22 protein-coding genes are annotated in these 23,868 nt (G+C 72.8%); 11 read left to right on the forward strand and 11 right to left on the reverse strand.

Annotated features, from left to right (window positions below):
* Nucleotides 1–75 precede the first annotated feature (75 nt).
* The 4 genes from ACQPWU_RS33845 (at nucleotide 76) to ssuE (ending at nucleotide 4,191) form a co-directional block, all read left to right on the forward strand.
* Entirely contained in the window at nucleotides 76–1,257 is a 1,182-nt protein-coding gene (locus ACQPWU_RS33845) for an SfnB family sulfur acquisition oxidoreductase (RefSeq protein WP_433429036.1), read from the forward strand.
* A gap of 14 nt (nucleotides 1,258–1,271) precedes the next feature.
* Nucleotides 1,272–2,426, forward strand: a complete 1,155-nt coding sequence (locus tag ACQPWU_RS33850; RefSeq protein WP_433429039.1) for an LLM class flavin-dependent oxidoreductase — start codon at nucleotides 1,272–1,274, stop codon at nucleotides 2,424–2,426.
* Complete coding sequence (locus tag ACQPWU_RS33855; RefSeq protein ID WP_433429042.1) at nucleotides 2,423–3,580, forward strand: acyl-CoA dehydrogenase family protein; 1,158 nt, start codon at nucleotides 2,423–2,425, stop codon at nucleotides 3,578–3,580. Before ACQPWU_RS33850 ends, ACQPWU_RS33855 begins: the two co-directional genes overlap by 4 nt.
* Before the next feature lie 101 nt (nucleotides 3,581–3,681).
* Complete coding sequence (gene ssuE, locus ACQPWU_RS33860; RefSeq protein WP_433429044.1) at nucleotides 3,682–4,191, forward strand: NADPH-dependent FMN reductase; 510 nt, start codon at nucleotides 3,682–3,684, stop codon at nucleotides 4,189–4,191.
* A 4-nt stretch (nucleotides 4,192–4,195) separates the two neighbouring features.
* On the opposite strand, the gene ACQPWU_RS33865 is transcribed toward ssuE, so the two are convergent.
* A complete protein-coding gene (locus ACQPWU_RS33865) occupies nucleotides 4,196–4,774 on the reverse strand; it encodes a TetR/AcrR family transcriptional regulator (protein ID WP_433429047.1) in 579 nt (192 codons plus the stop codon).
* 95 nt (nucleotides 4,775–4,869) lie between these two features.
* Between ACQPWU_RS33865 and ACQPWU_RS33870 the strand changes: the two genes are divergently transcribed.
* Complete coding sequence (locus ACQPWU_RS33870; protein WP_433429050.1) at nucleotides 4,870–5,835, forward strand: NADP-dependent oxidoreductase; 966 nt, start codon at nucleotides 4,870–4,872, stop codon at nucleotides 5,833–5,835.
* Between the two features lie 60 nt (nucleotides 5,836–5,895).
* Here the strand turns inward: ACQPWU_RS33870 and ACQPWU_RS33875 are convergent, their stop codons facing one another.
* The gene (locus ACQPWU_RS33875; protein WP_433429053.1) at nucleotides 5,896–7,617 is read right to left on the reverse strand and encodes an FAD/NAD(P)-binding protein; all 1,722 of its coding nucleotides are present in this window, start codon (nucleotides 7,615–7,617) and stop codon (nucleotides 5,896–5,898) included.
* A 172-nt stretch (nucleotides 7,618–7,789) separates the two neighbouring features.
* Between ACQPWU_RS33875 and ACQPWU_RS33880 the strand changes: the two genes are divergently transcribed.
* A complete protein-coding gene (locus ACQPWU_RS33880) occupies nucleotides 7,790–8,608 on the forward strand; it encodes a transglutaminase-like domain-containing protein (RefSeq protein WP_433429056.1) in 819 nt (272 codons plus the stop codon).
* 536 nt (nucleotides 8,609–9,144) lie between these two features.
* Here the strand turns inward: ACQPWU_RS33880 and ACQPWU_RS33885 are convergent.
* The gene (locus ACQPWU_RS33885; RefSeq protein ID WP_433429059.1) at nucleotides 9,145–10,182 is read right to left on the reverse strand and encodes a lysophospholipid acyltransferase family protein; all 1,038 of its coding nucleotides are present in this window, start codon (nucleotides 10,180–10,182) and stop codon (nucleotides 9,145–9,147) included.
* Complete coding sequence (locus ACQPWU_RS33890) at nucleotides 10,179–10,895, reverse strand: GNAT family N-acetyltransferase (RefSeq protein WP_433429061.1); 717 nt, start codon at nucleotides 10,893–10,895, stop codon at nucleotides 10,179–10,181. The genes ACQPWU_RS33885 and ACQPWU_RS33890 overlap by 4 nt, the downstream gene beginning before the upstream one ends.
* 386 nt (nucleotides 10,896–11,281) lie before the next feature.
* On the opposite strand from ACQPWU_RS33890, the gene fusA reads away from it, so the two are divergent.
* A complete protein-coding gene (fusA, locus tag ACQPWU_RS33895; RefSeq protein ID WP_433429064.1) occupies nucleotides 11,282–13,303 on the forward strand; it encodes an elongation factor G in 2,022 nt (673 codons plus the stop codon).
* Nucleotides 13,304–13,343: 40 nt separating this feature from the next.
* On the opposite strand, the gene ACQPWU_RS33900 is transcribed toward fusA, so the two are convergent.
* Nucleotides 13,344–13,841 carry a GNAT family N-acetyltransferase gene (locus ACQPWU_RS33900; protein ID WP_433429067.1) on the reverse strand — a complete coding sequence of 166 codons (498 nt, stop codon included), beginning with the start codon at nucleotides 13,839–13,841 and terminating at the stop codon, nucleotides 13,344–13,346.
* Between the two features lie 120 nt (nucleotides 13,842–13,961).
* Nucleotides 13,962–14,714, reverse strand: a complete 753-nt coding sequence (locus ACQPWU_RS33905) for a DeoR/GlpR family DNA-binding transcription regulator (RefSeq protein WP_433429070.1) — start codon at nucleotides 14,712–14,714, stop codon at nucleotides 13,962–13,964.
* A 61-nt stretch (nucleotides 14,715–14,775) separates the two neighbouring features.
* Here ACQPWU_RS33905 and ACQPWU_RS33910 point away from each other — a divergent pair, with 61 nt between their 5' ends.
* Both ACQPWU_RS33910 and ACQPWU_RS33915 read left to right on the forward strand, forming a co-directional pair.
* Nucleotides 14,776–16,233: an FGGY-family carbohydrate kinase gene (locus ACQPWU_RS33910; RefSeq protein WP_433429073.1), complete on the forward strand. Its 1,458-nt coding sequence runs from the start codon at nucleotides 14,776–14,778 to the stop codon at nucleotides 16,231–16,233.
* Nucleotides 16,234–16,273: 40 nt separating this feature from the next.
* Nucleotides 16,274–17,173, forward strand: coding sequence for a hypothetical protein (locus ACQPWU_RS33915; protein WP_433429076.1), 900 nt, complete (start codon nucleotides 16,274–16,276; stop codon nucleotides 17,171–17,173).
* Nucleotides 17,174–17,203: 30 nt separating this feature from the next.
* Here the strand turns inward: ACQPWU_RS33915 and ACQPWU_RS33920 are convergent, their stop codons facing one another.
* Genes ACQPWU_RS33920 through ACQPWU_RS33940 form a run of 5 tightly spaced genes read right to left on the reverse strand, consistent with a single transcriptional unit; the run spans nucleotide 17,204 to nucleotide 21,346 of the window.
* On the reverse strand, nucleotides 17,204–18,160 hold the full coding sequence (locus ACQPWU_RS33920; RefSeq protein ID WP_433429078.1) for a quinone oxidoreductase family protein: 957 nt from the start codon (nucleotides 18,158–18,160) through the stop codon (nucleotides 17,204–17,206).
* Nucleotides 18,160–18,519: a hypothetical protein gene (locus ACQPWU_RS33925; RefSeq protein WP_433429081.1), complete on the reverse strand. Its 360-nt coding sequence runs from the start codon at nucleotides 18,517–18,519 to the stop codon at nucleotides 18,160–18,162. The genes ACQPWU_RS33920 and ACQPWU_RS33925 overlap by 1 nt, the downstream gene beginning before the upstream one ends.
* Nucleotides 18,516–19,379, reverse strand: a complete 864-nt coding sequence (locus ACQPWU_RS33930) for an extradiol ring-cleavage dioxygenase (protein ID WP_433429084.1) — start codon at nucleotides 19,377–19,379, stop codon at nucleotides 18,516–18,518. The genes ACQPWU_RS33925 and ACQPWU_RS33930 overlap by 4 nt, the downstream gene beginning before the upstream one ends.
* On the reverse strand, nucleotides 19,372–20,190 hold the full coding sequence (locus ACQPWU_RS33935) for a citryl-CoA lyase (protein ID WP_433429087.1): 819 nt from the start codon (nucleotides 20,188–20,190) through the stop codon (nucleotides 19,372–19,374). Before ACQPWU_RS33935 ends, ACQPWU_RS33930 begins: the two co-directional genes overlap by 8 nt.
* Nucleotides 20,183–21,346: a CaiB/BaiF CoA transferase family protein gene (locus tag ACQPWU_RS33940; RefSeq protein WP_433429089.1), complete on the reverse strand. Its 1,164-nt coding sequence runs from the start codon at nucleotides 21,344–21,346 to the stop codon at nucleotides 20,183–20,185. The genes ACQPWU_RS33935 and ACQPWU_RS33940 overlap by 8 nt, the downstream gene beginning before the upstream one ends.
* A 156-nt stretch (nucleotides 21,347–21,502) precedes the next feature.
* Here ACQPWU_RS33940 and ACQPWU_RS33945 point away from each other — a divergent pair, with 156 nt between their 5' ends.
* On the forward strand, nucleotides 21,503–22,936 hold the full coding sequence (locus tag ACQPWU_RS33945) for an amidohydrolase family protein (RefSeq protein ID WP_433429092.1): 1,434 nt from the start codon (nucleotides 21,503–21,505) through the stop codon (nucleotides 22,934–22,936).
* Between the two features lie 70 nt (nucleotides 22,937–23,006).
* Entirely contained in the window at nucleotides 23,007–23,807 is an 801-nt protein-coding gene (locus ACQPWU_RS33950; RefSeq protein WP_433429094.1) for an IclR family transcriptional regulator domain-containing protein, read from the forward strand.
* Nucleotides 23,808–23,868: the final 61 nt, after the last annotated feature.

The raw sequence follows: 23,868 nt of genomic DNA on the forward strand, positions 1-23,868 counted from the left end.
GGAAACAGGTATTGCCTACCTACATTGAAGGGATTACGGTGAACCATAACGTAACACGCAGAACGGACGAAACACATGACACATGTGATCGCGGACGACGCCGAGGCACTGGCGGTGGCCCGTGACCTGGCCGGCGAGTTCGCGGTGGAGGCGGCCGCCCGCGACACCGAGCGCCGCCTGCCGGGACCGGAGCTCGACCGCCTCTCGGCCAGCGGGCTCCTCGCGATCTCCGTGCCCCGTGAGCACGGCGGCGCGGACGTCAGCGCCCGCACGGTCGCCCAGGTCTTCAAGGTGCTGGCCGCCGCCGACCCGAACCTCGCGCAGATCCCGCAGAGCCACTTCGTGTACGTGAACGTGCTGCGCCGGCAGGGCTCGGCCGACCAGCGCAAGTTCTTCTTCGGCGAGGTCCTGGAAGGGCGGCGCTTCGGCAATGCGCAGTCCGAGGCGGGCACGAAACACGTGCAGGACTACCGGACCACGCTGACGGCCGCCCCCGAGGGGGGATTCACACTGAACGGCACCAAGCACTACAGCACTGGCGCGCTGTTCGCCGACTGGATCCCGGTGCTGGCCCGGCGCGAGGACGGGACGCTGCACGTGGCGTACCTGCCGCGCGACGCCCCCGGGCTGACCGTCGTGGACGACTGGGCGGGTATGGGGCAGCGCACCACGGCCAGCGGCACGGTACTGCTGGAGAACGTACTCGTCCCCGAGTACCGGGTGGTGCCGCACCACCTGACGTTCACGGGGCCGCAGCTGCACGGCGCGTTCGCACAGCTCCTGCACGCGGCCATCGATGTCGGCATCGCGGCGGGCGCGCTGGACGAGGCCGTCGAGTTCGTCAGGACGAAGGCCAGGCCGTGGTTCGAGAGCGGCCAGGACCGGGCAGCCGACGACCCGCTGGTGATCCAGCGGGTGGGCGAGCTGGCGATCAAGGTGCGGGCTGCCGAGGCGCTGCTGGACGCGGCCGGCGCGGCCGTGGACGCCGCCCGCGCGGACCTGACCGACGACTCGGCCGGCGCCGCCTCGATAGCCGTGGCCACCGCGAAGGCGTTCGCGGACCCGGTGGCCGTGGAGCTGGGCAGCGCGATCTTCGAGCTGGGCGGCACCCGTTCCAGCCTGGAGGAGCTCAACCTCAACCGGCACTGGCGCAACGCCCGCACCCACACCCTGCACGACCCGGCCCGCTGGAAGATCCAGCACATCGGCCGCTACGTACTCAACGGCCAGTTGCCTCCGCGCCACGGCCTGCTCTAGGGGGAGACCTTCCGATGTCCTTGACGTTTCACTGGTTCCTTCCGACGTACGGCGACAGCCGTGACGTCGTGGGGGGCGGCCACGGGCTGCCCGCGGGCTCGGCGGGAGGCGCACGCCCGGCCACGCTGGCGTATCTGCGGCAGATCGTGCACGCCGCCGAGCACCTCGGCTTCGTCGGCGCGCTCACCCCCACCGGGGCGTGGTGCGAGGACGCGTGGCTGACGACAGCGATGCTGGCGGACACGACGGAGCGGCTGAAGTTCCTGGTGGCGTTCCGTCCCGGGCTGGTCTCGCCCACGCTGGCGGCGCAGATGGCGGCCACGTTCCAGCGGCATTCGCGCGGGCGGCTGCTGCTGAACGTGGTGACCGGCGGCGAGAGCCACGAGCAGCGCGCGTACGGGGACTTCCTAGACAAGGAGGCGCGTTACGCGCGGACGGACGAGTTCCTGCACATCATCAGGGCCCTGTGGCGCGGGGACAGCGTGGACTTCACCGGGGAGCACCTGCGGGTGGAGGGCGCGCTGCTGAACCGGGTGCCGGATCCCGTGCCGGACATCTACTTCGGCGGCTCGTCGCCCGCCGCGGGACGGGTCGCCGCGCGGCACGTGGACGCGTACCTCACCTGGGGAGAGCCGCCCGCAGCGGTCGCCGAGAAGATCGCGTGGGTGAACGACCTGGCCGCCGCCGAGGGCCGGACGCTCAGGCAGGGCATCCGGCTGCACGTCATCTCCAGGGACACCGCCGAGCAGGCGTGGGCGCAGGCCCGCAGGCTGCTGGACGGGATCGATCAGCAGACGGTGGAGCAGGTACAGGCGGGGCTGGCGCGCAGCGAGTCCGAGGGACAGAAGCGCATGCTCGCCCTGCACGGCGGGCGCCGCGACGACCTGGAGATCTACCCGAACCTGTGGGCCGGCGTCGGGCTGGTGCGCGGCGGGGCGGGGACCGCCCTGGTCGGGAGCCACGCCGAGGTGGCCGACCGCATCGAGGAGTACCACCGGCTGGGCATCACCGAGTTCATCCTGTCGGGGCATCCGCATGTCGAGGAGGCGTACTGGTTCGGGGAGGGCGTGCTGCCGATCCTGCACGAGCGCGGGCTGTGGCGGCACCCCGCGGAGCCCGCCATCGCGGAACCCACCTCGATCCCGTTCGCCTCGGCAGGAGCCCGATGACCGGCCTGAGCGTCGCGGAGTTGAAAGCGCGGGCCGCCGAGCTGCTGCCGGAGCTGGCGGCGGGAGCGGCCGAGCGGGAGCGGCTGCGCGAGCTGCCGCACGCCCAGATCCGGGCGCTGGCCACCGCCGGGCTGTTCACGTTCAGGATCTCCGCCGAGTACGGCGGGGCGGGATCCACGGTGCAGGAGGTCTTCGCGTTCCTGATCGACCTGGCCGCCGCCGACTCGAACATCGCCCAGGCGGTACGCCCCAGCTTCGGCCGGGTCGAGCACCTGCTGTCGGCCTCCGAGGAGGAGCGAGAGCGGTGGTTCCCCCGGTACCTGGCCGGGGACGTGTTCGGCAACGCGGGCTGGGAGACCGGCGGGCCCAGCGGGGCCGTACGCACGCGGATCAGCCCCGAGAGCCAGGTCACCGGCACCAAGTACTACAGCACCGGCGCCCTCTTCGCCGACTGGATCGGCTCGGTGGCGGTGGACGACGACGGGGAGCGGGTGTTCTTCACGCTGCCGCGCGACCGGGAAGGTCTGGAGCTGCTGGACGATTTCGACGGCATCGGCCAGCGCCTGACCGCCAGCGGCACCACCCGGTTCAACGGCGTCACCGTGCACCCGTCGGAGGTCGGCAAGCGCTCGCACGAGACCGGGCGCTCCCCCACCACACCGTTCCTGCAGCTCTACCTGGCCGCCGTCGAAGCCGGGATCGCCCGCGACGCGCTCGGCGACGCGGTGGTCTTCGCCCGCGAGCACGCCAGGCCCATCGAGCACAGCGGCGCCCGTCGTTCGGTCGACGACCCGTACGTGCGGTATGCCGTCGGGGAGATCTCGGCGCGCGCGTACGCGGCCGAGGCGGCCGTCCTGCGCGCGGCCGCCGCCATCGACCGGGCGTGGGCCGGCGACCTCGCCCCCGAGCTGCTCACGGCGGCGTCCGTGGAGGTGGCGCAGGCGCAGTTCTTCGCCGCCGAGTCGGCGTTGAAGGCGGGCGAGCTGCTGTTCGACGTGGGCGGCGGAACGGCGGTGGCGCGCCACCACAACTTGGACCGGCACTGGCGCAACGCCAGAACCGTCGCCAACCACAACCCGAGAGCGTGGAAGGCCGCCGTGGTCGGAGCCCACGTCCTGAACGGCACCGAACCACCGCTGAACGGCCTGTTCTAGTCGCCCGCTCGTCCGCGCCGCCCGGAACCGGCCGTTGTTGAGGCACCTCCCTTTTCAGGGAATCGCCGCTTGGCGCGCTCCATTTGAAAGGATCTGATCGCATGAGCCGCGTGCTCCTGGTGTCCGGCAGCCCGTCCGAGCACTCCCGCACCGCCCAGCTCCTCGACCACGTGGCCGACCTCGTCACAAGCGAGGTCTCCCTCCTCCGCCTGCGCGACCTGCCGGCCGAGCCGCTGCTCCTCGGCCACTCGCACCATCCCGACCTGGCCGCGGCGGCGAAGTCCGTGGCCGCCGCCGACGTGATCGTCCTGGCCACGCCCATCTACAAGGCCGCCTACACGGGGCTCGTCAAGGCGTTCCTCGACGGGCTGCCGCAGAAGGCGTTCGAGGGCAAGACGGTGGTGCCCATCGCCACCGGGGGCACGCGGGCGCACCTGCTGGCGGTGGACTACGCGCTGCGGCCGGTGCTCAGCGTGCTGGGCGCGCGGCACGTGACGCGGGGACTGTTCGTCCTCGACACCGAGATCGCGCCGCTGGCGGAGGAGCTGCGGCCCCGGCTCCGCGCCCTGGCCGAGGAGGTGAACGCCGCCCCCCTGAGGGCGGCCGCCTGAACCCTCATTCCGGTTGGCGGGTCAGGCCGTCCATGACGAGACCGAAGAGGTGGTCGCGCCGGGAGTCGAGGGACGGGGCCTGGTCGGTGATCCAGCTCAGGGCGTTGGCCAGCGCGAACAGGTCCGTCCCGTCGATGTCCCCGCGGATGTTCCCCTCCGCCTGCGCGCGTTCCAGCAGGCGCCCGGCCGCCGAGCGCATCGCCATGCAGGACGCGTGGAGCGGGGACTGCTCGTCGCTGATCGAGGCCATCATCGAACCCGCCAGCCCCCGGAAGGCGCCCGCGCCTCCGATGAGCTCGCGCAGGAACTCCACCAGCGCCTCGTACGGCGAGCCGCTCTCCGCCAGCGCCTCCGCCCGTCCGGCCAGCCGGTCGAACCCGTGCCGCAGCAGCGCCTCCAGCAGCGCCTCCCGCGTCGGGAAGTGCCGGTAGAGCGTCCCGAGCCCGACCTCGGCACGGCGGGCGATGTCTCGCAGCGAGGCCTCGGTCCCCTGCTCCTGGACGACGGTCCGCGCCACGGCGAGTATGCGCTCCCGGTTGCGCCGCGCGTCCGCCCGCGGCTCTTTCGGCGATTCCCCCGCCATGCGCGATCCTTTCGCTTGACAATCGGAGCAGTGCTCCGGTTACGATGCGGAACAGTGCTCCGAATCATATCGGGGCTGATTCCGTTGGGGGAACCATGCCCGCTGTCATGCATGCCGTCCGCATCCACGCGCGCGGCGGTCCGGAAGTCCTCACGTACGAGGAGGTGTCCCGTCCCGAGCCGGGACCCGGCGAGGTCCTGATCCGGGTCCACGCCGCCGGGATGAACCCGCCCGACTGGTACGCCCGCGGGGGCTTCGCCGACATTCCCGAGGACCTGCGTCCGCGGGTGCCCCTGCCGTACACGCCGGGCACCGACGTGTCGGGCGTCGTGGCCGCGCTCGGGCCCGGCGTCACCGAGTGGCAGGTAGGGGACGAGGTCTTCGGCCTGCTCCGCTTCCCCAGCATGGGAGCGAGGGCGTACGCCGAGTACACCACCTCGCCGGTCGGCGATCTCGCCAGGAAGCCCGAGTCCGTCGATCACGTGCACGCGGCGGGGGTGCCGATGGCGGGGCTTACCGCGTACCAGTTCCTCTTCGACTACATCGGGCTCGAGCCGGGCAGCCGGGTGCTCGTGAACGGCGCGGCCGGCGGCATCGGCCATTTCGCCGTGCAGCTCGCCAAGGGCGTCGGCTGCCACGTCATCGGCGTCGCTTCCGGGCGCCATGAGGGGTTCCTGAAGGAGCTGGGGGTGGACGAGTTCATCGACTACACGCGGGTGGCCCCCGAGGAGGTGGTGCGGGACGTGGACTACCTGCTCGACACGGTCGGCCGGCAGCAGGCGTACCGGTTGCTGCCCACGATCAGGAACGGCGGCGTGTACAGCCCCTGCTTCCTTGTGAACTTCGGTGACGAGGAGTTGGCAGAGCGGGGCATCGTCAAGCGCGGGGGCCAGGTGCGCTCCGATGGGGCGCACCTGGCGGAGCTGGCCGGGCTGATGGAGGATGGCCGGCTCCGGGTGGGGATCGACTCCGTCTTCCCGCTGCGAGAGGCCGCCAAGGCCCACGAACAGGCCGAGCGGGGGCACATCCAGGGCAAGATCGTCCTCCAGGTCGTGGCCTAGCAGCCGGGGTTCGGGGGCGTCAGGCAGCCAGGCGGCGCGGTCAGCCGGGAGGCGGAGGCGTCAGGCCGCGGAGCGGAGGCGGGCGCCGGCCGTCTGGCCCAGGAGGGTCCTGGCCAGGGCGTCCGTGTGGCGGAAGAGCGGGGCGTCGGCGCCGGGCCGCGCGAAACCCGCCGTTCCGCGGCCGCCCACCGTCCACGGGCCGAGGGCGAAGCGGCGGGGGTGGGCGGCTCCGGCCCGGTTCACCAGGCGGCGGTCCGGGAGGCGTACGTCCAGGAGGCCCCCCGACTCGCGGCACTCGCCCCGGACATAAAGGGCGGCGAGGAGCGGGTCGGCGCTGCGGGCCACGGCCGGATCCGGCAGCCGGGCCTCCACCAGGGCCCGCGCCTCGACCGCACCTGGGACGGTAGCGCTGACCGCCCGCCACATCCCCGCCCGATCGTCCTGCCCGACCCGCGTCGCCGCGCCCAGGAACGTGACCACACCCGCCCGCGCCAGCGCCCGCAGCTCCGCCAGCCGGGGCGCGGGCGGGCCGCTGGCGAAGTAGTTGTACAGCCCCTGGAACCAGGGGTCCTCGGGCAGCACGCCGCGCAGGGCGATCAGTCCGTGGATCATCGCCAGGTCCGCGCTGTGCGCCGGGTCGGCCCGCCGTTCCAGGTCGGCCGCCAGGTATCCGGACATCCACCGCCCCAGCCCCGCCAGGTCGCCGAACCGCATCCCGTGCAGGGGCCGCTCCAGCCGCTCGAGGTGCAGGCGGTCCGCGAACCTGGGGACGGCCTTGGTGACCAGGGCGCGCATCTCCTTCCCGCCCCACTCGGCCCGCGCGAAGGCGGGCTCGAACTCCTCCCACCCGATCCGGGTACGCGACGGGTGCGTGTTGAACAGCTCGAAGTAGTACGCGTACGCCAGCTCCTTGGCCACCGCCCGCCGCAGATCCCCGGGAGGCGCGCCCGGGGTGATGAACCTGGGCAGGCCGGGCGGCGGTGCGGCCAGCCGGTAGGCGGCCTTGGCGTGGTACGGCACACCTCTGCGCGACCCCACGTACAGCCGCGGCTCCGCCCCGCTGGGCACGTAGTGCAGCTCCCCTTCGTGCCGGGTGAACCGGCCGCCGCGGCCCGACGTGAGCAGCACCATCAGGTCGACGAACGCCAGCCCGGCGCCCCGCGCGAGCACCGGCTCCCCCGCCGGGATCACATCGGGGTCGAGGTCGGCGGCGTACCCGGTGGGCACGTACGCCAGGCCGTGCCGGGCGGCGAACGCCATCTCCCCGGTCTCCTGCGGCGATGGCAGCACGCCCTGGTGGCCCTGCGCGAGCACCACCGCGTCCACCTCCAGCATGTCCCCGCGGGACAACTCCACCCGCTGGCCCCCGGGCCGGTCGGCCAGGCCGACCGCCGTGTCCCGGTGCAGATGCACCCGCACGTCGCGTGGCGCGGTGCGCAGGGCGCGCTCGAAGGCGAAGGAGAGGTAGCGGCTCAGGACCGGGCGGGGCGCGAAGAACCCGGGCTCGCAGCCGAGCCACTCGGCCAGCGACGGCCCCGGCCGGACCGGTCCCTCGCAGCGCACCGAGCGGTCGGTGAAGATCGTGATGTCGCCGGCCATGGAGTTGGCCCACAGCAGCTCGGGCTGGCCGGCCCGCCAGACGCGGCCCGCGCCGTGCGGGTACGGGTCCACCACGTGCACGTCCAGCACCTGGTCCCCGAGCAACTCGGAGGCGTTGGCGCAGATCCGCTCCACGAGCGACGTCCCCGTGGGACCAGCCCCGATCACCGCGACAGCACCCACCCCGACCACCTCCCCCAGCCACCCTGCTGTCCTTGATCACACGACGCGCAGCATCGTCCTCTCGATGGCGCTCGCTAATACCTATATAAACAGTAGGTATTAGGGGAATGATCGTCAACTCGAATGAGCGGCGTACCCCCTCTTGTCGGTGGCGCTGGCTAAGGTCCCTGGCATGGCCATCGACTACGCACGCCCAGGACTCTTCACCACACTGACCGCCGGCCAGTTACCCCTGGCCGCCGCCCTGCCGTCTGACCCGGTGGAGATCTGCCGGGTCGCGAGCGGGCTCGTCATCCAGCCGCACGACGCCGCCGCGCTGCCCGTCCCCGAGGAGCGCATGGCGGAGAAGAATCTGCGTCCCGTGAGCGCCATCGTCGAGGCGCTGACCCGGCTCGACCCGGCGCCGCTCACCACGCCGCGCCCCGCGCATCTGCGGGTGGTGGGCACCTGCCGCCACTTCTCCACGCTGAGCTGCGCCCTGCTCCGCCTGCGCGGCATCCCCGCCCGGACGCGATGCGGGTTCGCCACCTACTTCGTCCCGGGCAAGCACCTCGACCACTGGATCACCGAATACTGGCGCGCCGACGATCGGCGATGGGTGCGCGTCGACAGCGAGATCCTCAACGGGGACCAGGTGGCCCACCCAGAGGATCTGGCGCCGGGAGAGTTCCTGACCGGCGGCGAGTCATGGACGCTCCACCGGAAGGGCGCGGTGGATCCGGACACGTTCGGGGTCCGGGGGACGACGCATGCGTGGGGCGTGGCCGAGATCCGGGGCAACGCGATCCGCGACCTGGCCGCCCTGTGCAAGATGGAGATGCTGCCCTGGGACGAGTGGGGCCGGATGGCCGCCTCCTACCAGGGCGAGACCGGCCCCGACTACGACCTGCTGATCGACGAGGTCGCGGCAGCCTGCGCGGCGGCCGACCCTGACGCCGTCGACCGGCTCTATCAGAGCGCGGAGCTGCGGGTTCCGGACGAGATCCGCTGAACATCACCGTGGCTGCAAGGGGACCGGTGGACGTGTTGAGCGAGACGGACCGGGCGACGCAGAACCAGACCCCCGCCCCCTGGTGCTCCTACTCCGAGCCGGGCTTCGCCGGCCAGCGCCGCGAGGTCTCCTCCGGGGAGGTCGTCGAGGACATCGGTTTCCCCGTCCGCCAGGCAGGATCCGTGCGAGGAATCGTAGACAGACCCGGCATATTCTGCTCCCACTCATCCTGCGCGACATGGTCGCGGACGACGGCTTCGCCGAGGCCGTCCAGAACGTGCCGCAGGACGGAGACCCCGCCTCAGCGGCGACGGCCGTCATGGGCGGCTACTGCCCGCTCATCCAGGTCTGTTCGCTGACCGCGCTCGCCGCCGAGGGGTCGGGAGCTGCTGATGGCATGATCAACTGGGGCCCGCCGTGGACGCCACGAGCGGGCCCCTTCAGGTCTCCGCGGCAGGATTCGTCTGGCAGGGCGAACTCCACATCGTCTGCTCACCTCCGTGCCGGGACCTCGGGCGGGTGCCGCGTTCTGCCGCCTACCTGTGATCGTGCGGTTCGAGCATGTTGGCGCGTACCCGGCTCTCGGCGATCCTCGCCAGTGCCGCTCGGGCCTCCGGCCGTGTGCTCGTGGGAGCGGCGGGCCGTACGGGAGCAAAGAGCGTGACCTCCACGGCCAGGTCTCGGGTCGCGGCCACTCGGACGATGGAGGCGAGCAGCGAGTCTTCCCCGACGTAGCAGGCGCGGGTCGAGGTGACCGCGCCCTCGCGGTAGCGCAGCGTGGCCGGTCGGACGGTGGCGCCCGCGTCCACGGCCGCCTGGAACACGGCCGGGCGGAACCGGCCCATCCCGCGTCCGCACCAGGTGGTGCCCTCGGGGAAGGCGACCACGGTGTCGCCCGCCCGGAGGGCGTCGGCGACCGCGGCGACGGCCGACGGCAGCGCGGACAGCCGCTCCCTGTCGATGAACAGCACGCCCGAGCCGGCGGCCAGCGTGCGGATGACAGGCCACTCGCCGATCTCCCGCTTGGCGAGCAGCCGCGACGGCAGCGTGGCCGCCAGGACGAGCGGGTCGAGCCAGGACACGTGATTCGCCACGACCAGGGCGCCCCTCTCCGGCCCCGTCCCGATGCCCGGCCCCGTCCCGAAGCCCGGCGCCGGACCCGTCTGCGGTGCCCCACCGGCTTCCGGGGCCGCGCGGGTTTCCGGGGCCGCGCTGCTTTCCGGCGCCGTGATCTCGAGCCGGACGCCGAGTGAGCGCAGGAGCAGTCGCGCCCAGGCCATCGTGAGCTCCGTCCGCCACGCCGCCCGCATCCGCCCCACCAGGGACAGTGGCACCCCGGCGAGCAGCACCAGGAACGCCGCGACCAGCCGGACCGCGAGCTGGACGGGCCCGGCGACGGCGGCCGCTGCCTCCACGCACGCGGCTGTGGTGCAAGGGCCGAACGGGCGCCACGGGTCCGACGCCTCGGCCGGGTCGGCCGCCTGAGGCGAGGTCGGCGCCTCGGATGAGGTCGGCGCCTTGGATGAGGCCGGCGCGTCGGGTGAGATCGGCGCTTCGGGCGCGACAGCGCTCACAGCGACTCTCCGAGGAAGTACCGCAGGTAGCGGGTGTTCACGTTGGCCATCGACAGCAGGACGAAGAAGTCCGCGGTGCCGAAGTCCTGGTCGTGCGCGGGGGCCCCGCACACCCATGCCCCCAGCCGCAGGTAACCGCGCAGAAGGGCAGGCGGCACGAACCGGTCGGAATGGGCCGCGTCCTGGGGACGCCACGGCGTGCTGGGGGTGACCCGGTACTCCTCCGGCCCCAGCGGCACCCGCTCCATCACGGCGGCGGCCATCGCGCCCCCGTCGTCGAGCGGCACCGAGCAGCAGCCCGCCAGCCACTGGTGGCCGCCGGAGACCATGTACCGGGCGATGCCCGCCCACATCAGCGCGACCACCGCGCCGCCCCGGTGATCGGGGTGCACGCAGGTGCGGCCCGCCTCCACCAGGCCTTTCCTGAGCGGGGCGAGGTTGGCCAGGTCGAACTCGGCGTCGGAGTAGAGCCGGTCGGCACGACCCGGGGGCAGCAGCCGGTAGGTGCCGACGACTTCGCGGCCGTCGCGTACGAGGAGGTGGTCGCAGTAGGCGTCGAACCGGTCCACGTCGAGGCCGGAGACCGGGCTGTCGAGCCGCGCTCCCATCTCCTCGGCGAAGACCTCGTGCCGGAGTCGCTGCGCGGCTTGCACGTCGGCGGCGCTGGTGGCCATGCCGACCGAGTACCGCCCGGTGTCCAGTGTGATCGTCATGGGCGCGCGTCCTTCCTGAAAGGCTCTCGCGCCTATGTCGACATGCCGAAATGACGGCTGAGTCTCTCATCGGGGGCAGCCAGGCGACCTCGTGGTGAACCTCGCATACAGCCGAAATAAATCGCTTTCTTCGCCCGCGTCCCCTTCCCTACACTCGCTACTGATCATCGACGAGGGAGAGGAGAACGGCCGTGCGCAACAGCACCGCTTCCGTCGTCCCCCCGTCGCGCTACGAGGTGATCCTGGTGTCTCCGTCGCCCCGGTGCCGGCTGCGCGGCCGCCACTGGACGATGCCCTGACGAACACCTGACCCGCCGTCCCGGGCCGTCTCGTCTGGGAAATCGCGCTGTCCCCTCTTCCGGAACGTCCCGAAAGGGTCATGGGCTGTGCGTGCTCACCTCTCGAAACAATCCAACCCGCTGGCCGTCGTACGCAACCTCGGCATCCTCGCCCACGTCGACGCCGGCAAGACCACCGTCACCGAGCGGATGCTGTACCTCGCCGGCGCCACGTACAAGCGCGGCGAGGTGCACGACGGCACGACCGTCACCGACTTCGACTCCCAGGAGCGCGACCGCGGCATCACGATCTTCGCCGCCGCGGTGAGCTGCGGCTGGGACGGGCACCGCGTCAACCTGATCGACACCCCCGGCCACGTCGACTTCTCCGACGAGGTGGAGCGCTCGCTGCGGGTGCTCGACGGGGCGATCGCGGTGTTCGACGCCGTCGCGGGCGTCGAGCCGCAGAGCGAGTCCGTGTGGCGGCGGGCCGACCGGTACGGCGTGCCGCGCATCGCGTTCGTCAACAAGCTGGACCGGGCCGGCGCCGACCTGGACGCGGCGGTCGAGTCGATCCGCCGGCGGCTGCACAAGGCCCCGCTGGTGGTCCAGCTGCCGATCGGGCAGGAGGGCCGGTTCGCCGGAGTCGTCGATCTGGTCCGGATGCGCGCCCTGGTCTGGGCGGGCGACGTCTGCCAGGAGGGCCCTGTGCCTGAGGACCTGCTGGACGAGGCGCGGCGGCGGCGCACGCTGCTCGAGGAGGCGGTGTCCGAGCTGCACGCGGAGGCGCTGGAGGAGTTCTGCTCGCAGCCGTCGATCTCCGACCGTACGCTGGCCGCCGCGCTGCGGGACCTGACGCGGAGCGGTGCGGGCCTGGTGGTGCTGTGCGGGTCCGCCTACCGCAACCGCGGGATCGAGCCGCTGCTCGACGCCGTGGTGGCGTACCTGCCGTCGCCGCTGGACGTGCCCGCGGTGCGCGGCGAGGACGGCGCGGAACGGGCCGCCGACCCGCGTGCGCCGCTGGCCGCGCTGGCGTTCAAGGTGAGCTCGACCGCCACCGGGCGGCTGACGTACCTGCGGGTGTACTCGGGAACGATGCGGAAGGGGGACACGGTGCTGGACACCGGCACGGGCCGGACCGAACGCGTCAGCCGCATCCTGCGCGTGCAGGCCGACCGGCACACCGAGGTGGACCGGGCGGTGGCCGGTGACATCGTCGCGTTGGTCGGGCTGAAGTCGGCCCGCACCGGGAGCACCCTGTGCGCGCCCGAGGCGCCGCTGGTGCTCGAACCGCCGGGCGCGGCGGACCCGGTGGTGTCCGTGGCGATCGAGGTTCGCCGGAGCATCGACAGCGACCGGCTGGCCTCGGCGCTGGCGCGGCTGGCCGAGGAGGATCCGTCGCTGTCGGTGCGCATGGACGCCGAGACCGGGCAGACGCTGCTGTCCGGGATGGGCGAGTTGCACCTGGAGATCGCGGCGGAGAAGCTCCGGCGCGACCACGGGCTGGACGTCGCCGTGGGCCGCCCGCAGGTGGCGCTCCGGGAGACGGTGGTGCGCGGGGTGTCCGGGCTGCTGTACCGGCACGTCAAGCAGGACGGCGGCGCGGGGCAGTTCGCCCACGTCGTGCTGGACGTCGAGCCGGACAGTGGGGGTTTCGAGTTCCGCTCGGCCGTGGTCGGCGGCCGGGTGCCGCGCGAGTACGTACGAGCGGTCGAGGCCGGCTGCCGGGACGCCCTGGGCGACGGACCGCTCGGCGGCCACCCGGTGACCGGCCTGCGGGTCACGCTGACCGACGGGGCCACCCATCCGAAGGACTCGTCGGACCTGGCGTTCCGCACGGCCGGGCGGCTCGCGCTGCGCGAGGCGCTGCGGGCCTGCGCGATGGAGCTGCTCGAGCCGGTGGCAGAGGTCACGGTCACCGTGCCCGGCGACGCGGCGGGCGGCGTGCTGGGCGACCTGGCGGCCCGGCGCGGACGGATCTCGGGCTCGGCTGCGCGGGCCGGCTCGGTAGTGATCACCGCGGTGGTCCCGCTGGCCGAGGTGTTCGGGTACGCCACCCGGTTGCGTAGCCGTACCCAGGGCCGCGGCACGTTCACCACGAGGCCGGCCGGTTACGCCCCGGCACGGTAGAGGATGGCCCCGCTCGCCTGCGCGGGCGGGGCCGTTCCGCTCAGGCGAGCGTCTTGAAGGAGATCCACACGTCCGGCGGGTCGTCGGGCAGGTTCGGCACGGGCCTGCGCTCCTCGGTCCAGTCGTCTCCGGCGATCTCCGTGGCCACCCGCCGCCAGAAGGCCACGGCGCCCGCGTTGGCGTCCTGGAAGGCGATCTCCCAGCTTCCCGGGTGGCGGGCGACGATCTCCTTGATGGCTCGCAGCCCGATCCCGCCCCTGCGTGCGCCGCGTACCACGAAGAAGCTGTTCAGCACCCGTACCGGACCGTCCAGGCCGCGGACGAACGCCAGCCCGGCGGGGTGACCGCCGCTGGTGATCAGGTATGGCGCCCAGCCGGCGTCGTGGAAGGCCGAGTGGAGTCGTTCGCTCCTGAACGTGCCGTCGGGATTGGGCAGTCCTCCCTGGAACTCCGACATGTCGTGGCGGAACATCAGCCAGAGGCGTTCCACGGTGGCGTGGTCGGCGCCGGTCGCGAGCCGTACGCAAAGGTCAGGCATGGCACTCCTCCAGGGGGAGAGATCGAGCATGGCGCTCCTTCACGGGGTGATATGAGGGCATAAAAAAAGCCTCCCGGCCGGAAGGCCAAGAGGCTGAAGCAGTCCGGAGATCATAGCAGGTTAGGTGATCTCCACTCGAACTCCCGTGAATCCGTCCGGCACGGCGTCGGTCACCAGGCGCTCGACCGCGTCCCAGCCGCACACCCGGATCGGAGCGCTCAGCGCGAACTTGCGCGCGTCTCCGGCCACGATCGTCCGGCGGGCGACGGCGATGAGCCTGCGCTTGGTCTCGGCCTCGTACGGCGTCGCGCCGTAGACGCCGGAGCCGTCGAGCGCGGTGGCGGCAAGGAACAGGGTGCGCACGCTCAGGTGCTCCAGGGCCGCGAGCGTCTCGGGGCCGCCGAAGGAGCGGGTGTCCCTGCCGTACTGGCCGCCGATGCCGATGAGCGTGATGTCCGGCCTGGGGGCGAGGACGGCGATGGCGGGGAGCGAGTGGGTGATCACCGTGAGGCCCGCGTCCGCGGGCAGCAGCTTGGCGATCTCCAGCGTGGTGGTGCCCGAGTCGAGGGCCACGGCCGTGCCCGGCTCGACGTGGCGCACGGCCGCGGCGGCGATGGCCAGCTTGGCGCCGGACGCCTGGGTGGAGCGGTCGGTGAACGGCGTGGCCGCCTCCTCGGCCGCCGCGGCCCCGCCGTGCACCGCCCTGACCAGGCCGTCGCCGGCCAGCCTGCGCAGGTCGCGCCGGACGGTGTTGGCGGATACGCCGAGCTCGGCGACCAGGTCGGCCGCGGCGACGTACCCGTCGAGCTCGATCCTGCGCAGGATCGCCGCGCGGCGGTGCGGTGCCGACGAGTAACGCAGACTCACCTCCATATGACCATAATGCTCCATAAGTTGGAGGTTTTCTGCCAATTTATGGATTTATAGTGACAACATGGCACGGCAAGCACTGCTGGCGGGGATCGACGTGGGCACCACCCACGTCAAGGTCGGCTTCTTCGACGAGCGAGGCTCCTGCGTCGCGTCCGTGCGCCAGGCGACCCCGCGTGAGCTGCCCGGCCTCGTCGCCGCCGTGTCGGGGGCGCTCGCCGAGTGCGCCGCCCGGGCCGGGCACGGGCCGGACGCGATCGGGATCGCGGGCATGGCCGAGACCGGCGTGCCACTGGACCGCTCCGGCCGGCCGCTCACCCCGCTGCTGTGGTGGAACGACCCCCGGGCCACGCGGGAGGCCGCCATGCTCGGCCGGGACGCCGAGGCGCTGTACGCGCTGACCGGCCGCCGGGCCGACCCCAAGGCGCCGCTGGCCAAGTGGCTGTGGATGCGGGCCCACTCACCGGACGTGCTGGAGTCGATGCGGTGGTGGGCGCACGTGCCCGACGCCGTCGCGTACGCGCTGACGGGCCGGCTGCGGACGCACGAGACCCTGGCCGCCCGCACCTTGGCCTATGACGCCGGGGCCGGGGCCTACGACCCTGACCTGCTGGCGCTGGCCGGGCTGCGTGCCGAGCAGCTGCCTCCCACGGCTTGGGCGGTCGAGCCGGTCGGACCGCTGACGGCCCAGGTGAGCGGGGTGGCGGCCGGCGTCCCCGTGGTGATCGCCGGGCACGACCACGCGGTGGGGTCGTGGGCGGCGGGGGTGCGACGCCCTGGAGACGTGGCCGACTCCCTCGGCACGGCGGAGGCGGTGATGGTGCTGTCGGAGTCGCGTCCGGACCCGCGCACCGGGCTCGCCCTCGGCATCACGACCGACCCCTCGCTGGACGGCGCCCGCACCGTGGTGGTCGGCGGGCTCCCCACGAGCGGCGCCATGGTCGACTGGCTGCTCGGCCTGCTGGCTCCCGAGGGCGGCTCGCGGGAGGGGGCGCACGCCCGTCCGCCCGATGCCCAGGAGAAGTATGACGCCTTGCCGGGGCTGCTGGGCGGGGTACGGCTGCCGACGGGGATCGTCGTGGAGCCGTACCTGCGGGGACGGGTCGCCCCCGCGCCCGACCGCGACCGCCGCGTGACGGTGTCGGGGCTCGGGCCGGAGCACACACCCGGGGACCTGCTGGCGGCCGCCATCGAGGGCACCTGCATGCATGCCCGCTGGATGCTCGACGAGCTCACCGCCGTGACCGGCACCGCCCCCGAGCGCCTCGTGGTCCTCGGCGGGCAGGTCAGGATCCCGCTGTGGATGCGCGTGAAGGCGGCGGTGTCGCCCGTTCCCGTCGAGGTGGTGCCGGCCGGCGACGCGGTGTGCGCCGGTGCGGCTCTGATCGCCGGGCAGGCCGGCGGCTCACTCGACGACGTGCCCCTGCTCCCCCGCGAAGGCCGGCCGCACGACCTCGGCCTCGCCGCCGCCTACCTCCCCCTGTACGAGCGCTTTCTGGCCTCGGCCCGCGAGCCCGGATGACGGAAACCCCTGCAGCCGCCTCGACCAGATCGGAGCATTCATGACCAGTTCGCAGACCACCACCCCGGCACCGACACTCGACTTGCTGGCCCGCCCCTCCGGCGGGTTCGCCATGGTGGCGATGGACCAGCGCGAGAGCCTGAGGCAGATGTTCGCGGCGGCGACGGGCGAGCGTGTGGGCGATGAGACGCTGACCGGGTTCAAGCTGGCGGTGGCGCGCGAGGTCGGGCCGCACGCCTCGGGTTTCCTGATCGACCAGGACTACGGGTTCGGCCAGGTGGCCGCGGAGGGCCTGGTCCCGGGCGGCTTGATCGTCGCCGTGGACAGCCTCCGGCAGGACCCCGGCGGTCCCGTCGAGGACACCTCCATCGATGAGCGGGTCGATCTGGCCGCCGCCCGCCGGGCCGGCGCCGTGGCCGCCAAGCTGCTGCTGATCTGGCGTGACGACGAGCACCGCCGGCGACGGCTGGAGATCGCCGCCGAGTTCGTACGGCGCTGCGCCGAGGCGGGCCTGCTCTCCGTGCTCGAAGGCGTCGCCAGGCCGCCGGCCGACGACACCGGCGCTTTCGACGGGCCCGCCGCGATTCGCGAGGCGGCCCGGGAACTGGCCGGGCTGCGGCCCGGCCTTTACAAGGCGCAGGTGCCGCTCGGAGGCGCCGTGCCCGAGGAGCGGCTGGTCGAGGAGTGCGCGCGGCTCGACGAGGTGATCCCGGTGCCGTGGGTGGTGCTCTCCCAGGGCGTCGAGCGGGACGACTTCCCCGCCGCCGTGCGCGCCGCCTGCCGTGCGGGCGCTTCCGGGATGCTCGCCGGGCGGGCCATCTGGAGTGACGTGGTCGGCTCCGGCGAGGTGGCCGCCGGGCTGCGGACCCGTTCCGTGCCCCGCCTCCAGCACCTGGCCTCGATCGTCGACGCCCACGCCCGCCCGTGGAGCGCACGATGAAGATCGCGATGCTGCCACCGTGCCCGCGGTTCAAGCGACCCGCAGCACGATCCGGCCGCCGGCCGTGCCCGCCGTCTGGCGTTCCCAGGCGGCACCCGCCTCCTCCAGCGTCATGACCTCGTGAGCCACCGCCAGCCGCCCGAGCGCCGCCTGCTCCGCGATCAGGGCGATGGCCGCGGCGCGTTGCTCCCTCGTCAGCTCGTTGTTCGTGTACCCGAGCACTCGTAGCGACCGGCTGCGCAGCGTGGACGAGTCGAGCGGGCACGTCTCGGAGGCCGAGCCGCCGAGATTGACCAGCCTGCCACCGGCGCGGAGGGTGCGGGCCGCCGCGGCGGCCGGGGCGCCGAACAGCGGGTCGAGCACCAGGTCCACCGGGCCGTCGCACGCGGCCGAGAACCGGGCGGCGAGGTCGGCCACGTCCTCGGTGTCGAGTGTGACCACCGCGTCCGCCCCCGCCAGCTCCGCCCGTTCCCGGCCCTCGGGCGAGCGGGCGCCCGCGACGACCCTGCGCGCGCCCGCGAGACGGGCGAGCTGGATGGCCGCCTGCCCCACCACGCCCCCGCCGCCGAGCACCACCACCTGCTCGCCTGCCGCGAGCTCGCCGCGCCAGGTCAGCGCCATGTGGGCGGCCACGGCCGACAGGCCGAGCGCGGCGACGGCGAACGGGTCGGCGCCGGAGGGCAGCTCCACGAGGTCCTCCGCGCGCACCACGGCCAGCTCGGCCATGCTCCCGTCGCCCGGCGCCATCCCGGCCGAGGCCGGGAACCACACGGGCGTCCCGCCGGCGGTGCCGACGCCCTGGACGCCGGGCACGTAGGGGACGGCGGGCGCCCCGAAGTAGGAGGCGCCGCCCGCGCACAGCAGGTCCAGCGGGGTGATCGGGGCGGCGCGCACGCGCACCAGGGCCTCTCCTGGGCCGGGCACGGGCGCGGGAACGTCCCCGGCCACCGGTGGCCGCCCGCACGTCTCGATCCGGACTGCCCGCATCAGGTCGCGATGTCCGGGTACGGCATCCGCACGTGCGCCAGCCGCCGCGCGTACTCCGTCTGGAAGCCCAGTGGCGGGTGGTCGCGCTCGAACATCGCGATGAACAGCGTCAGCGTCAGGAACGGGTGCGCCCCCAGCTCGAACAGCTTCGGGAAGTCGTGCCCGGCCAGCGCCTCCCGCTCGGTGTCGTCGAAGCGCAGCCACGTGGACGACTCGCCGGCGTGGCAGCCGAGGATGCGGTTGGCGTACTCGGACTCCCACCATTCGACGGTGGCCCGCGGCTCCTCGCGGTACCGCTCGACCAGCTCGGGATCGCGGTCGACGGTGAAGAGGAACTTGTTCAGCAAGTACTTGCTCACGAAGCGCCTCCGCTCGGGTACCAGGTGAAGTACGCCTCCATGGTGTGGAACAGGTCGTACGTGTCCACGTAGTCGGCCTTCCGGCCCTCGCCCGCCACCCCCATCATCAGCATGAAGTCCATGAACCCGTGGGTGGCGTTGCCCGGCAGGTGCAGGCTGTCCAGGGTGACCTCCGACAGGCAGCCCTCGATGTCCCCCGCGGAGATCCACTCGACGGCCTTGCGGTCGAACTCCGGGTCGGGGCCGTGCGGCCCGAACTGGCGCGGTCCCCCGAGCTCCAGCGACAGGTGCCCGGTGCCGATGACCGCCACCCGACGGTCCGACGGCCAGGACTCCACGAGCTGCCGGATCGTCCGCCCCAGCTGCACGAACCGCTGGGGACGCGGCAGCGGAGGGGCGAAGATGTTGGTGTAGACGGGCACGATCGGCAGGTCGTTCTGCGGGCGCAGGGTGATGATCGGGCAGGTGATGGAGTGGTCGATCCGCAGCTCGTTGGAGAAGGCCAGGTCGAAGCCCGCGTCCAGCCCTTCGCGCAGGATGTACGCCGACAGGTCCTCCTGCCCCTTGAGCAGCATCCGCGGTAAGCCGAACTCGCGCTCCTCGTTGTAGAAGTTCGCGTCGTAGAAGGGCGCCTTGCCGACCAGGAACTGCGGCATGTTGTCCAGCCACAGCTGGTGGAAGTGGTCGGAGCCGACCATCACCAGCACGTCGGGCCGCGCCCTGGTGAGCGTCTGCCTGAACGCCTCCACCTTGCGCACCCATTCGTCGGCGAACGGCGGGCGGTCCTCGCCGGTGGAGGTGCTGGCCCGGTGGTAGAAGGGATGGTGGGTGGATGCGATGACCGCGACGAGTTCAGCCATGCGTACCTCCGTTGGCGGCATACGGCTCGGGCGGGACGGAACGGTTGTTGAGGTCCACCGAGAGGAAGATGTCGTTGGCCACGGGACGGCGCAGCTCCTCGGCGAGCTGCCCGATCAGCCCGGCCGTCCTGGCCAGCAGCGCGAAGCCGCGCAACAGCTCCAGCGGCAGCCCCAGGTCGGCCAGCGCCGCGCCGCAGGCCCCGGCCCCGTTCAGCGGCAGCGTCCGGCCCAGGACCTGGGGGTGCACGCGGCCGACGGCGGCGAAGAGCGACAGGTGCGGCCCGAGGACGCCCTCCTCGGCGGCGATCCGGAACAGCCGCGCCGTACGCGGGTCGCCGTCCTTGTGCACGTGGTGGCCGAGGCCGGGGATGAGCTTGCCCGCCTCGCGCCGGGCCCGCACCGTCTCGAGCGCGAGGGCGTCCCACGCGGCGTCGTCGTCTGGCAGGGGGTCTCGGGTGCGCAGCACGTCGTCCAGGAAACGGCCGCAGTCCTCGGTGACGCCGAGGAAGCGGGAGCCGCCGCCGAGCAGCCCGGCGGCCAGCGCCCCCTGGACGGAGTCCGGAGCCGACAGGTACGTCAGCCGCGTCACGATGGCGGTGGGCGTGAACCCGTGGTCGGCCAGCGCGGCCAGCACGGCCTCGAACACCCGTACCTCTCCGCGCGAGGGCCGGCGCTGGGTCGCCAGCCAGAACGCCAGCTCCCCGAAGCCCACCTCGCCCATGACGTCCTCGGCCAAGTCGTGCCCGAGCAGGGTGATCGACTTCAGCGAGGACGCCCCGAGCGCGGTCGGGTACTCCCTCGGTTCATTCATGACCGCCCCCGTCCGCGCCCTCGGTGAGCCACTTGCGGAGCTCCGTGCCGTGCTCGTCGAGGTCCGGCGGCGGCAGCGCGTACCCGGCGGGTGTCTCCGAGAACCGGATCGGGTGCCGCGTCGTCGGCACCGCCCGCTCCCCCTCCCCCACCACGACGACGGGCTCGAGCCCGAACCGCTCGGCCACCGCGAACCCGCCGTCGATCGTGTTGATCGGCCCGCTCGGCACCCCCGCCTCCACCAGCAGGTCGAACCACTCGTCCGCCGGCCGGGTGACGAGCCGCTCCACGAGGATCGGCCGCAGCTCCTCGCGCCGCGCGGTCCGGTCGGCGTTGCGGGCGAAGCGCGGGTCGTCGGCCACCTCGGGGATGCCGAGCACCTCGCACAGCTTGCGGAACTGCCCGTCGTTGGCGGCCGCGACGATCAGCTCGTGGTCCGCCGTCGGCAGCGGCTCGTAGGGGAACACGCTCGGATGCGCGTTGCCCATCCGGTACGGCACCACGCCCCCGGCCACGTACGCCGAGCTCTGGTTGACCAGCCCCGTCAGCGCCGACGACAGCAGGTTCACCTCGACGTGCTGTCCCCGCCCGGTCACCTCCCGGTGGCGCAGCGCGGCGAGTATGCCGATGACGGCGTGGTTGCCCGCCATCACGTCGAACACCGAGATCCCGGCCCGGTACGGCGGCCCGTCCGGATCGCCGGTCAGGCTCATCAGCCCGGACATGGCCTGCACCATCAGGTCGTACCCGGGCACCCGTGCCCCGGCCCCTGACCCGAACCCGCTGATGGAGGCGTACACGACGCCGGGGTTGCCGGACCTGACCGCGGCGTAGTCGAGGCCGTACTTGGCCAGCCCGCCCGGGCGGAAGTTCTCCACCAGCACGTCCGCGCGCCGGGCCAGCTCCCTGGCCGCCTCCGCGTCGCCCGGGTCCCGCAGGTCGAGCGCGACGGACCGCTTGCCCCGGTTGACGCCGAGATAGTACGTGGACACCTCTCCTCTGGCGGGCGGCGTCCACGACCGGGTGTCGTCCCCGCCCGGCGACTCGACCTTGACGACGTCGGCCCCGAGGTCCGCCAGCAGCATCGTGGCGTACGGCCCCGCCAGGACCCTGGAGAAGTCGGCCACCAGCACGCCCGACAGCGGGCCTTCAGCCACGATGAGCTCCCCTCCTGCGTCCGCCCAACGGACGATTGTCCGCTCAAGCGATACCACCACCAGCAGGCCCGGCCGTCAACCGTCTTGACATCGGCGCCTGCGCTCATCACAGTGACGGTGACCGTATGGCGGACAATCGTTCGCGAGGAGCGTGCCATGAACGAGTTCGAGGCCGGACGGCCCGTGGTGCTGCGTGGCGGCACCGTGCTGCCGATGGACGGCAGGCGGGTCTTACCCCGTACGGACGTCCTCGTCGTCGGGGACAGGATCGCCGCCGTCGGTCCCGAACTGGAGGCGCCGGAGGACGCGATCGCGATCGACGCGTCCGGCGGCCTGGTCATGCCCGGCATGATCGACACCCATCGGCACATGTGGCAGACCGCGATGCGCGGATACGGCGCCGACTGGACCCTCACCCAGTACTTCGTCTGGTTCTACCTGGAGCACGGCAAGCTGTTCAGGCCCGAGGACATCCACGCGGGCAACACGCTGGCCGCCATCGAGGCGCTCGACGCCGGGGTCACCACGGTCGTGGACTGGTCGCACGGCCTGGGGACCCCCGACCACGCCGACGCCGCCGCCGACGCGCTGGAGTCCGTGCCGGGCCGGTACGTGCTCGCGTACGGCAACATCCAGCAGCCGCCCGCCGAGTGGACGACCGCGCCCGAGTTCCGCGACTTCGTCCGCAGGCGTGTCACCGGCGACGACATGCTCGGCTTCCAGATCGCCTTCGACGTGCTGGGCGACCCGGCGTTCCCGGAGAAGCCCGCGTTCGAGGTGGCCCGCGAGCTCGGCGTCCCCGTCACCACGCACGCCGGCGTGTGGGGCGCCACCAGCGACGACGGCATCCGCCTGATGCACGAGCACGGCTTCATGACCCCCGGGACGATCTACGTGCACGCCGCCTCGCTCTCGGCCGACTCCTACCACCGCATCGCGGCCACCGGCGGCTCCGTCTCGGTCTCGACGGAGAGCGAGCAGAGCGCGGGCCAGGGCTACCCGCCCACCTGGGCGATCCGCGCCCACGGCATCCCGGTGTCGCTGTCGATGGACACCAGCGTGTGGTGGAGCGGCGACCTGTTCTCCGCCATGCGCGCCACGCTCGGCGCCGACCGCTCGCGCGAGCACCTGGAGGCGCACGCCAAGGGCGAGACCGTCACGCACTGCGGCCTGCGCGCCGACCAGGTCGTGGAGTGGGCGACCCGCGGCGGCGCCCGCGCGCTCGGCCGCGACGACCTGGGCGTGATCGAGGCCGGCAGGAAGGCCGACCTCGTGCTCATCAAGAACGACCTGTCGCCCGTGTCGTTCCCGATCCTCAACCCGTTCGGCCACGTCGCCTTCCAGGCGCAGCGCGGCGACGTGCACACCGTCCTCGTCGACGGGCGCGTGGTCAAGCACGAGCACCGCCTGCTCGGCATCGACCTCGCCACGGCCCGCCTCCAGGTCGAGCGCACGGTGGAGCACCTGCGCTCCGAGATGGGCGACGAGGCGTGGGAACAGGGCATGAACCCGGACATCCCCGCGACGAAGATCCTCGACAACCCGTACACGTACACCGACTACCGGAGTGACGCCACCCACCGCCTATGACCCGCCGCCAGGCGGACGGCCGGCCGTCTAAAGTCGGATGGGACCGATTCCGAGCGAGGCGAGGGCGTACATGGCACGTGGTGACACCGGACCTGACTTCATCGAGGCGCTGGCCCGCGGCCTCGATGTCATCAGGGCCTTCCAGCCGGGGCGCCCGGTCATGTCCCTGACCGAGGTGGCGACGGCCGCCGGCCTGGCCCGGCCGACGGCCCGCCGCATCCTGCTGACCCTCCAGGAGCTGGGGTACGCCAGGGCGGAGCAGGGAGGGTTCGCGCTCACGCCGCGGGTGCTGGAGCTGGGCGTCACCTACGTCCGTTCGATGGGGCTGTGGGAGGTGGCCAGGCCGCACCTGGAGCAGCTGGTCAGGCAGACAAGTGAGTCGTCCTCGATCGCCCAGCTCGACGGCTCCGACATCGTGTACGTCGCCAGGGTGGCGGTGCCGAAGATCGTCGCGCTCCAGGTGCAGATCGGCACCCGTTTCCCCGCGCTGCAGACGTCCCTGGGCAAGGTGCTGCTGGCCGCGCTGCCGCCGGCCGAGGTGGAGCGGGTGCTGGCCGAGCCGAGCCGCTCCGGCATCGAGCCCAGGTGGCGCCCCGACGCCAAGGAGCGCGAGGCGGTGCTGCGCGGGGTCCGCGCGAAGGGCTGGGCCGCGACGGACGAGCAGCTCGCCCTGGGCATCCGGTCGGTGGCCGCGCCGCTCAGGGACGGGCTCGGCAACGTCATCGCGGCCGTCAACGTCAACGCCCACGCCGCCGAGACCTCCATGGAGAAGCTGACCGAGGAGCACCTCCCGTTGCTGCTGAAGACGGCCGGCGCGATCAGCGCCGACTGGGCGATGTACGAGGCCGTGCCCCACGTCACGGCCTCGTGACGCGTAACGGGCGCGACCGGTTCCTGCGCGAGATCATCGATTTCCTGTCCGCCGGATAGGC

This window comes from Nonomuraea sp. CA-141351, assembly GCF_050944675.1.
GTDB lineage: Bacteria > Actinomycetota > Actinomycetes > Streptosporangiales > Streptosporangiaceae > Nonomuraea.

Excerpts from the sequence above, each read along its gene's own strand:
- ACQPWU_RS33930 (WP_433429084.1), bottom strand. The coding sequence starts at position 19,379 with ATGGCTGAACTCGTCGCGGTCATCGCATCCACCCACCATCCCTTCTAC.
- ACQPWU_RS33855 (WP_433429042.1), top strand. The coding sequence starts at position 2,423 with ATGACCGGCCTGAGCGTCGCGGAGTTGAAAGCGCGGGCCGCCGAGCTG.
- ACQPWU_RS33935 (WP_433429087.1), bottom strand. The coding sequence starts at position 20,190 with ATGAATGAACCGAGGGAGTACCCGACCGCGCTCGGGGCGTCCTCGCTG.
- ACQPWU_RS33945 (WP_433429092.1), top strand. The coding sequence starts at position 21,503 with ATGAACGAGTTCGAGGCCGGACGGCCCGTGGTGCTGCGTGGCGGCACC.
- ACQPWU_RS33915 (WP_433429076.1), top strand. The coding sequence starts at position 16,274 with ATGACCAGTTCGCAGACCACCACCCCGGCACCGACACTCGACTTGCTG.
- ACQPWU_RS33900 (WP_433429067.1), bottom strand. The coding sequence starts at position 13,841 with ATGCCTGACCTTTGCGTACGGCTCGCGACCGGCGCCGACCACGCCACC.
- ssuE (WP_433429044.1), top strand. The coding sequence starts at position 3,682 with ATGAGCCGCGTGCTCCTGGTGTCCGGCAGCCCGTCCGAGCACTCCCGC.
- ACQPWU_RS33905 (WP_433429070.1), bottom strand. The coding sequence starts at position 14,714 with ATGGAGGTGAGTCTGCGTTACTCGTCGGCACCGCACCGCCGCGCGGCG.
- ACQPWU_RS33920 (WP_433429078.1), bottom strand. The coding sequence starts at position 18,160 with ATGCGGGCAGTCCGGATCGAGACGTGCGGGCGGCCACCGGTGGCCGGG.
- ACQPWU_RS33890 (WP_433429061.1), bottom strand. The coding sequence starts at position 10,895 with ATGACGATCACACTGGACACCGGGCGGTACTCGGTCGGCATGGCCACC.
- ACQPWU_RS33850 (WP_433429039.1), top strand. The coding sequence starts at position 1,272 with ATGTCCTTGACGTTTCACTGGTTCCTTCCGACGTACGGCGACAGCCGT.
- ACQPWU_RS33870 (WP_433429050.1), top strand. The coding sequence starts at position 4,870 with ATGCCCGCTGTCATGCATGCCGTCCGCATCCACGCGCGCGGCGGTCCG.
- ACQPWU_RS33880 (WP_433429056.1), top strand. The coding sequence starts at position 7,790 with ATGGCCATCGACTACGCACGCCCAGGACTCTTCACCACACTGACCGCC.
- ACQPWU_RS33950 (WP_433429094.1), top strand. The coding sequence starts at position 23,007 with ATGGCACGTGGTGACACCGGACCTGACTTCATCGAGGCGCTGGCCCGC.
- ACQPWU_RS33910 (WP_433429073.1), top strand. The coding sequence starts at position 14,776 with ATGGCACGGCAAGCACTGCTGGCGGGGATCGACGTGGGCACCACCCAC.
- ACQPWU_RS33845 (WP_433429036.1), top strand. The coding sequence starts at position 76 with ATGACACATGTGATCGCGGACGACGCCGAGGCACTGGCGGTGGCCCGT.
- ACQPWU_RS33865 (WP_433429047.1), bottom strand. The coding sequence starts at position 4,774 with ATGGCGGGGGAATCGCCGAAAGAGCCGCGGGCGGACGCGCGGCGCAAC.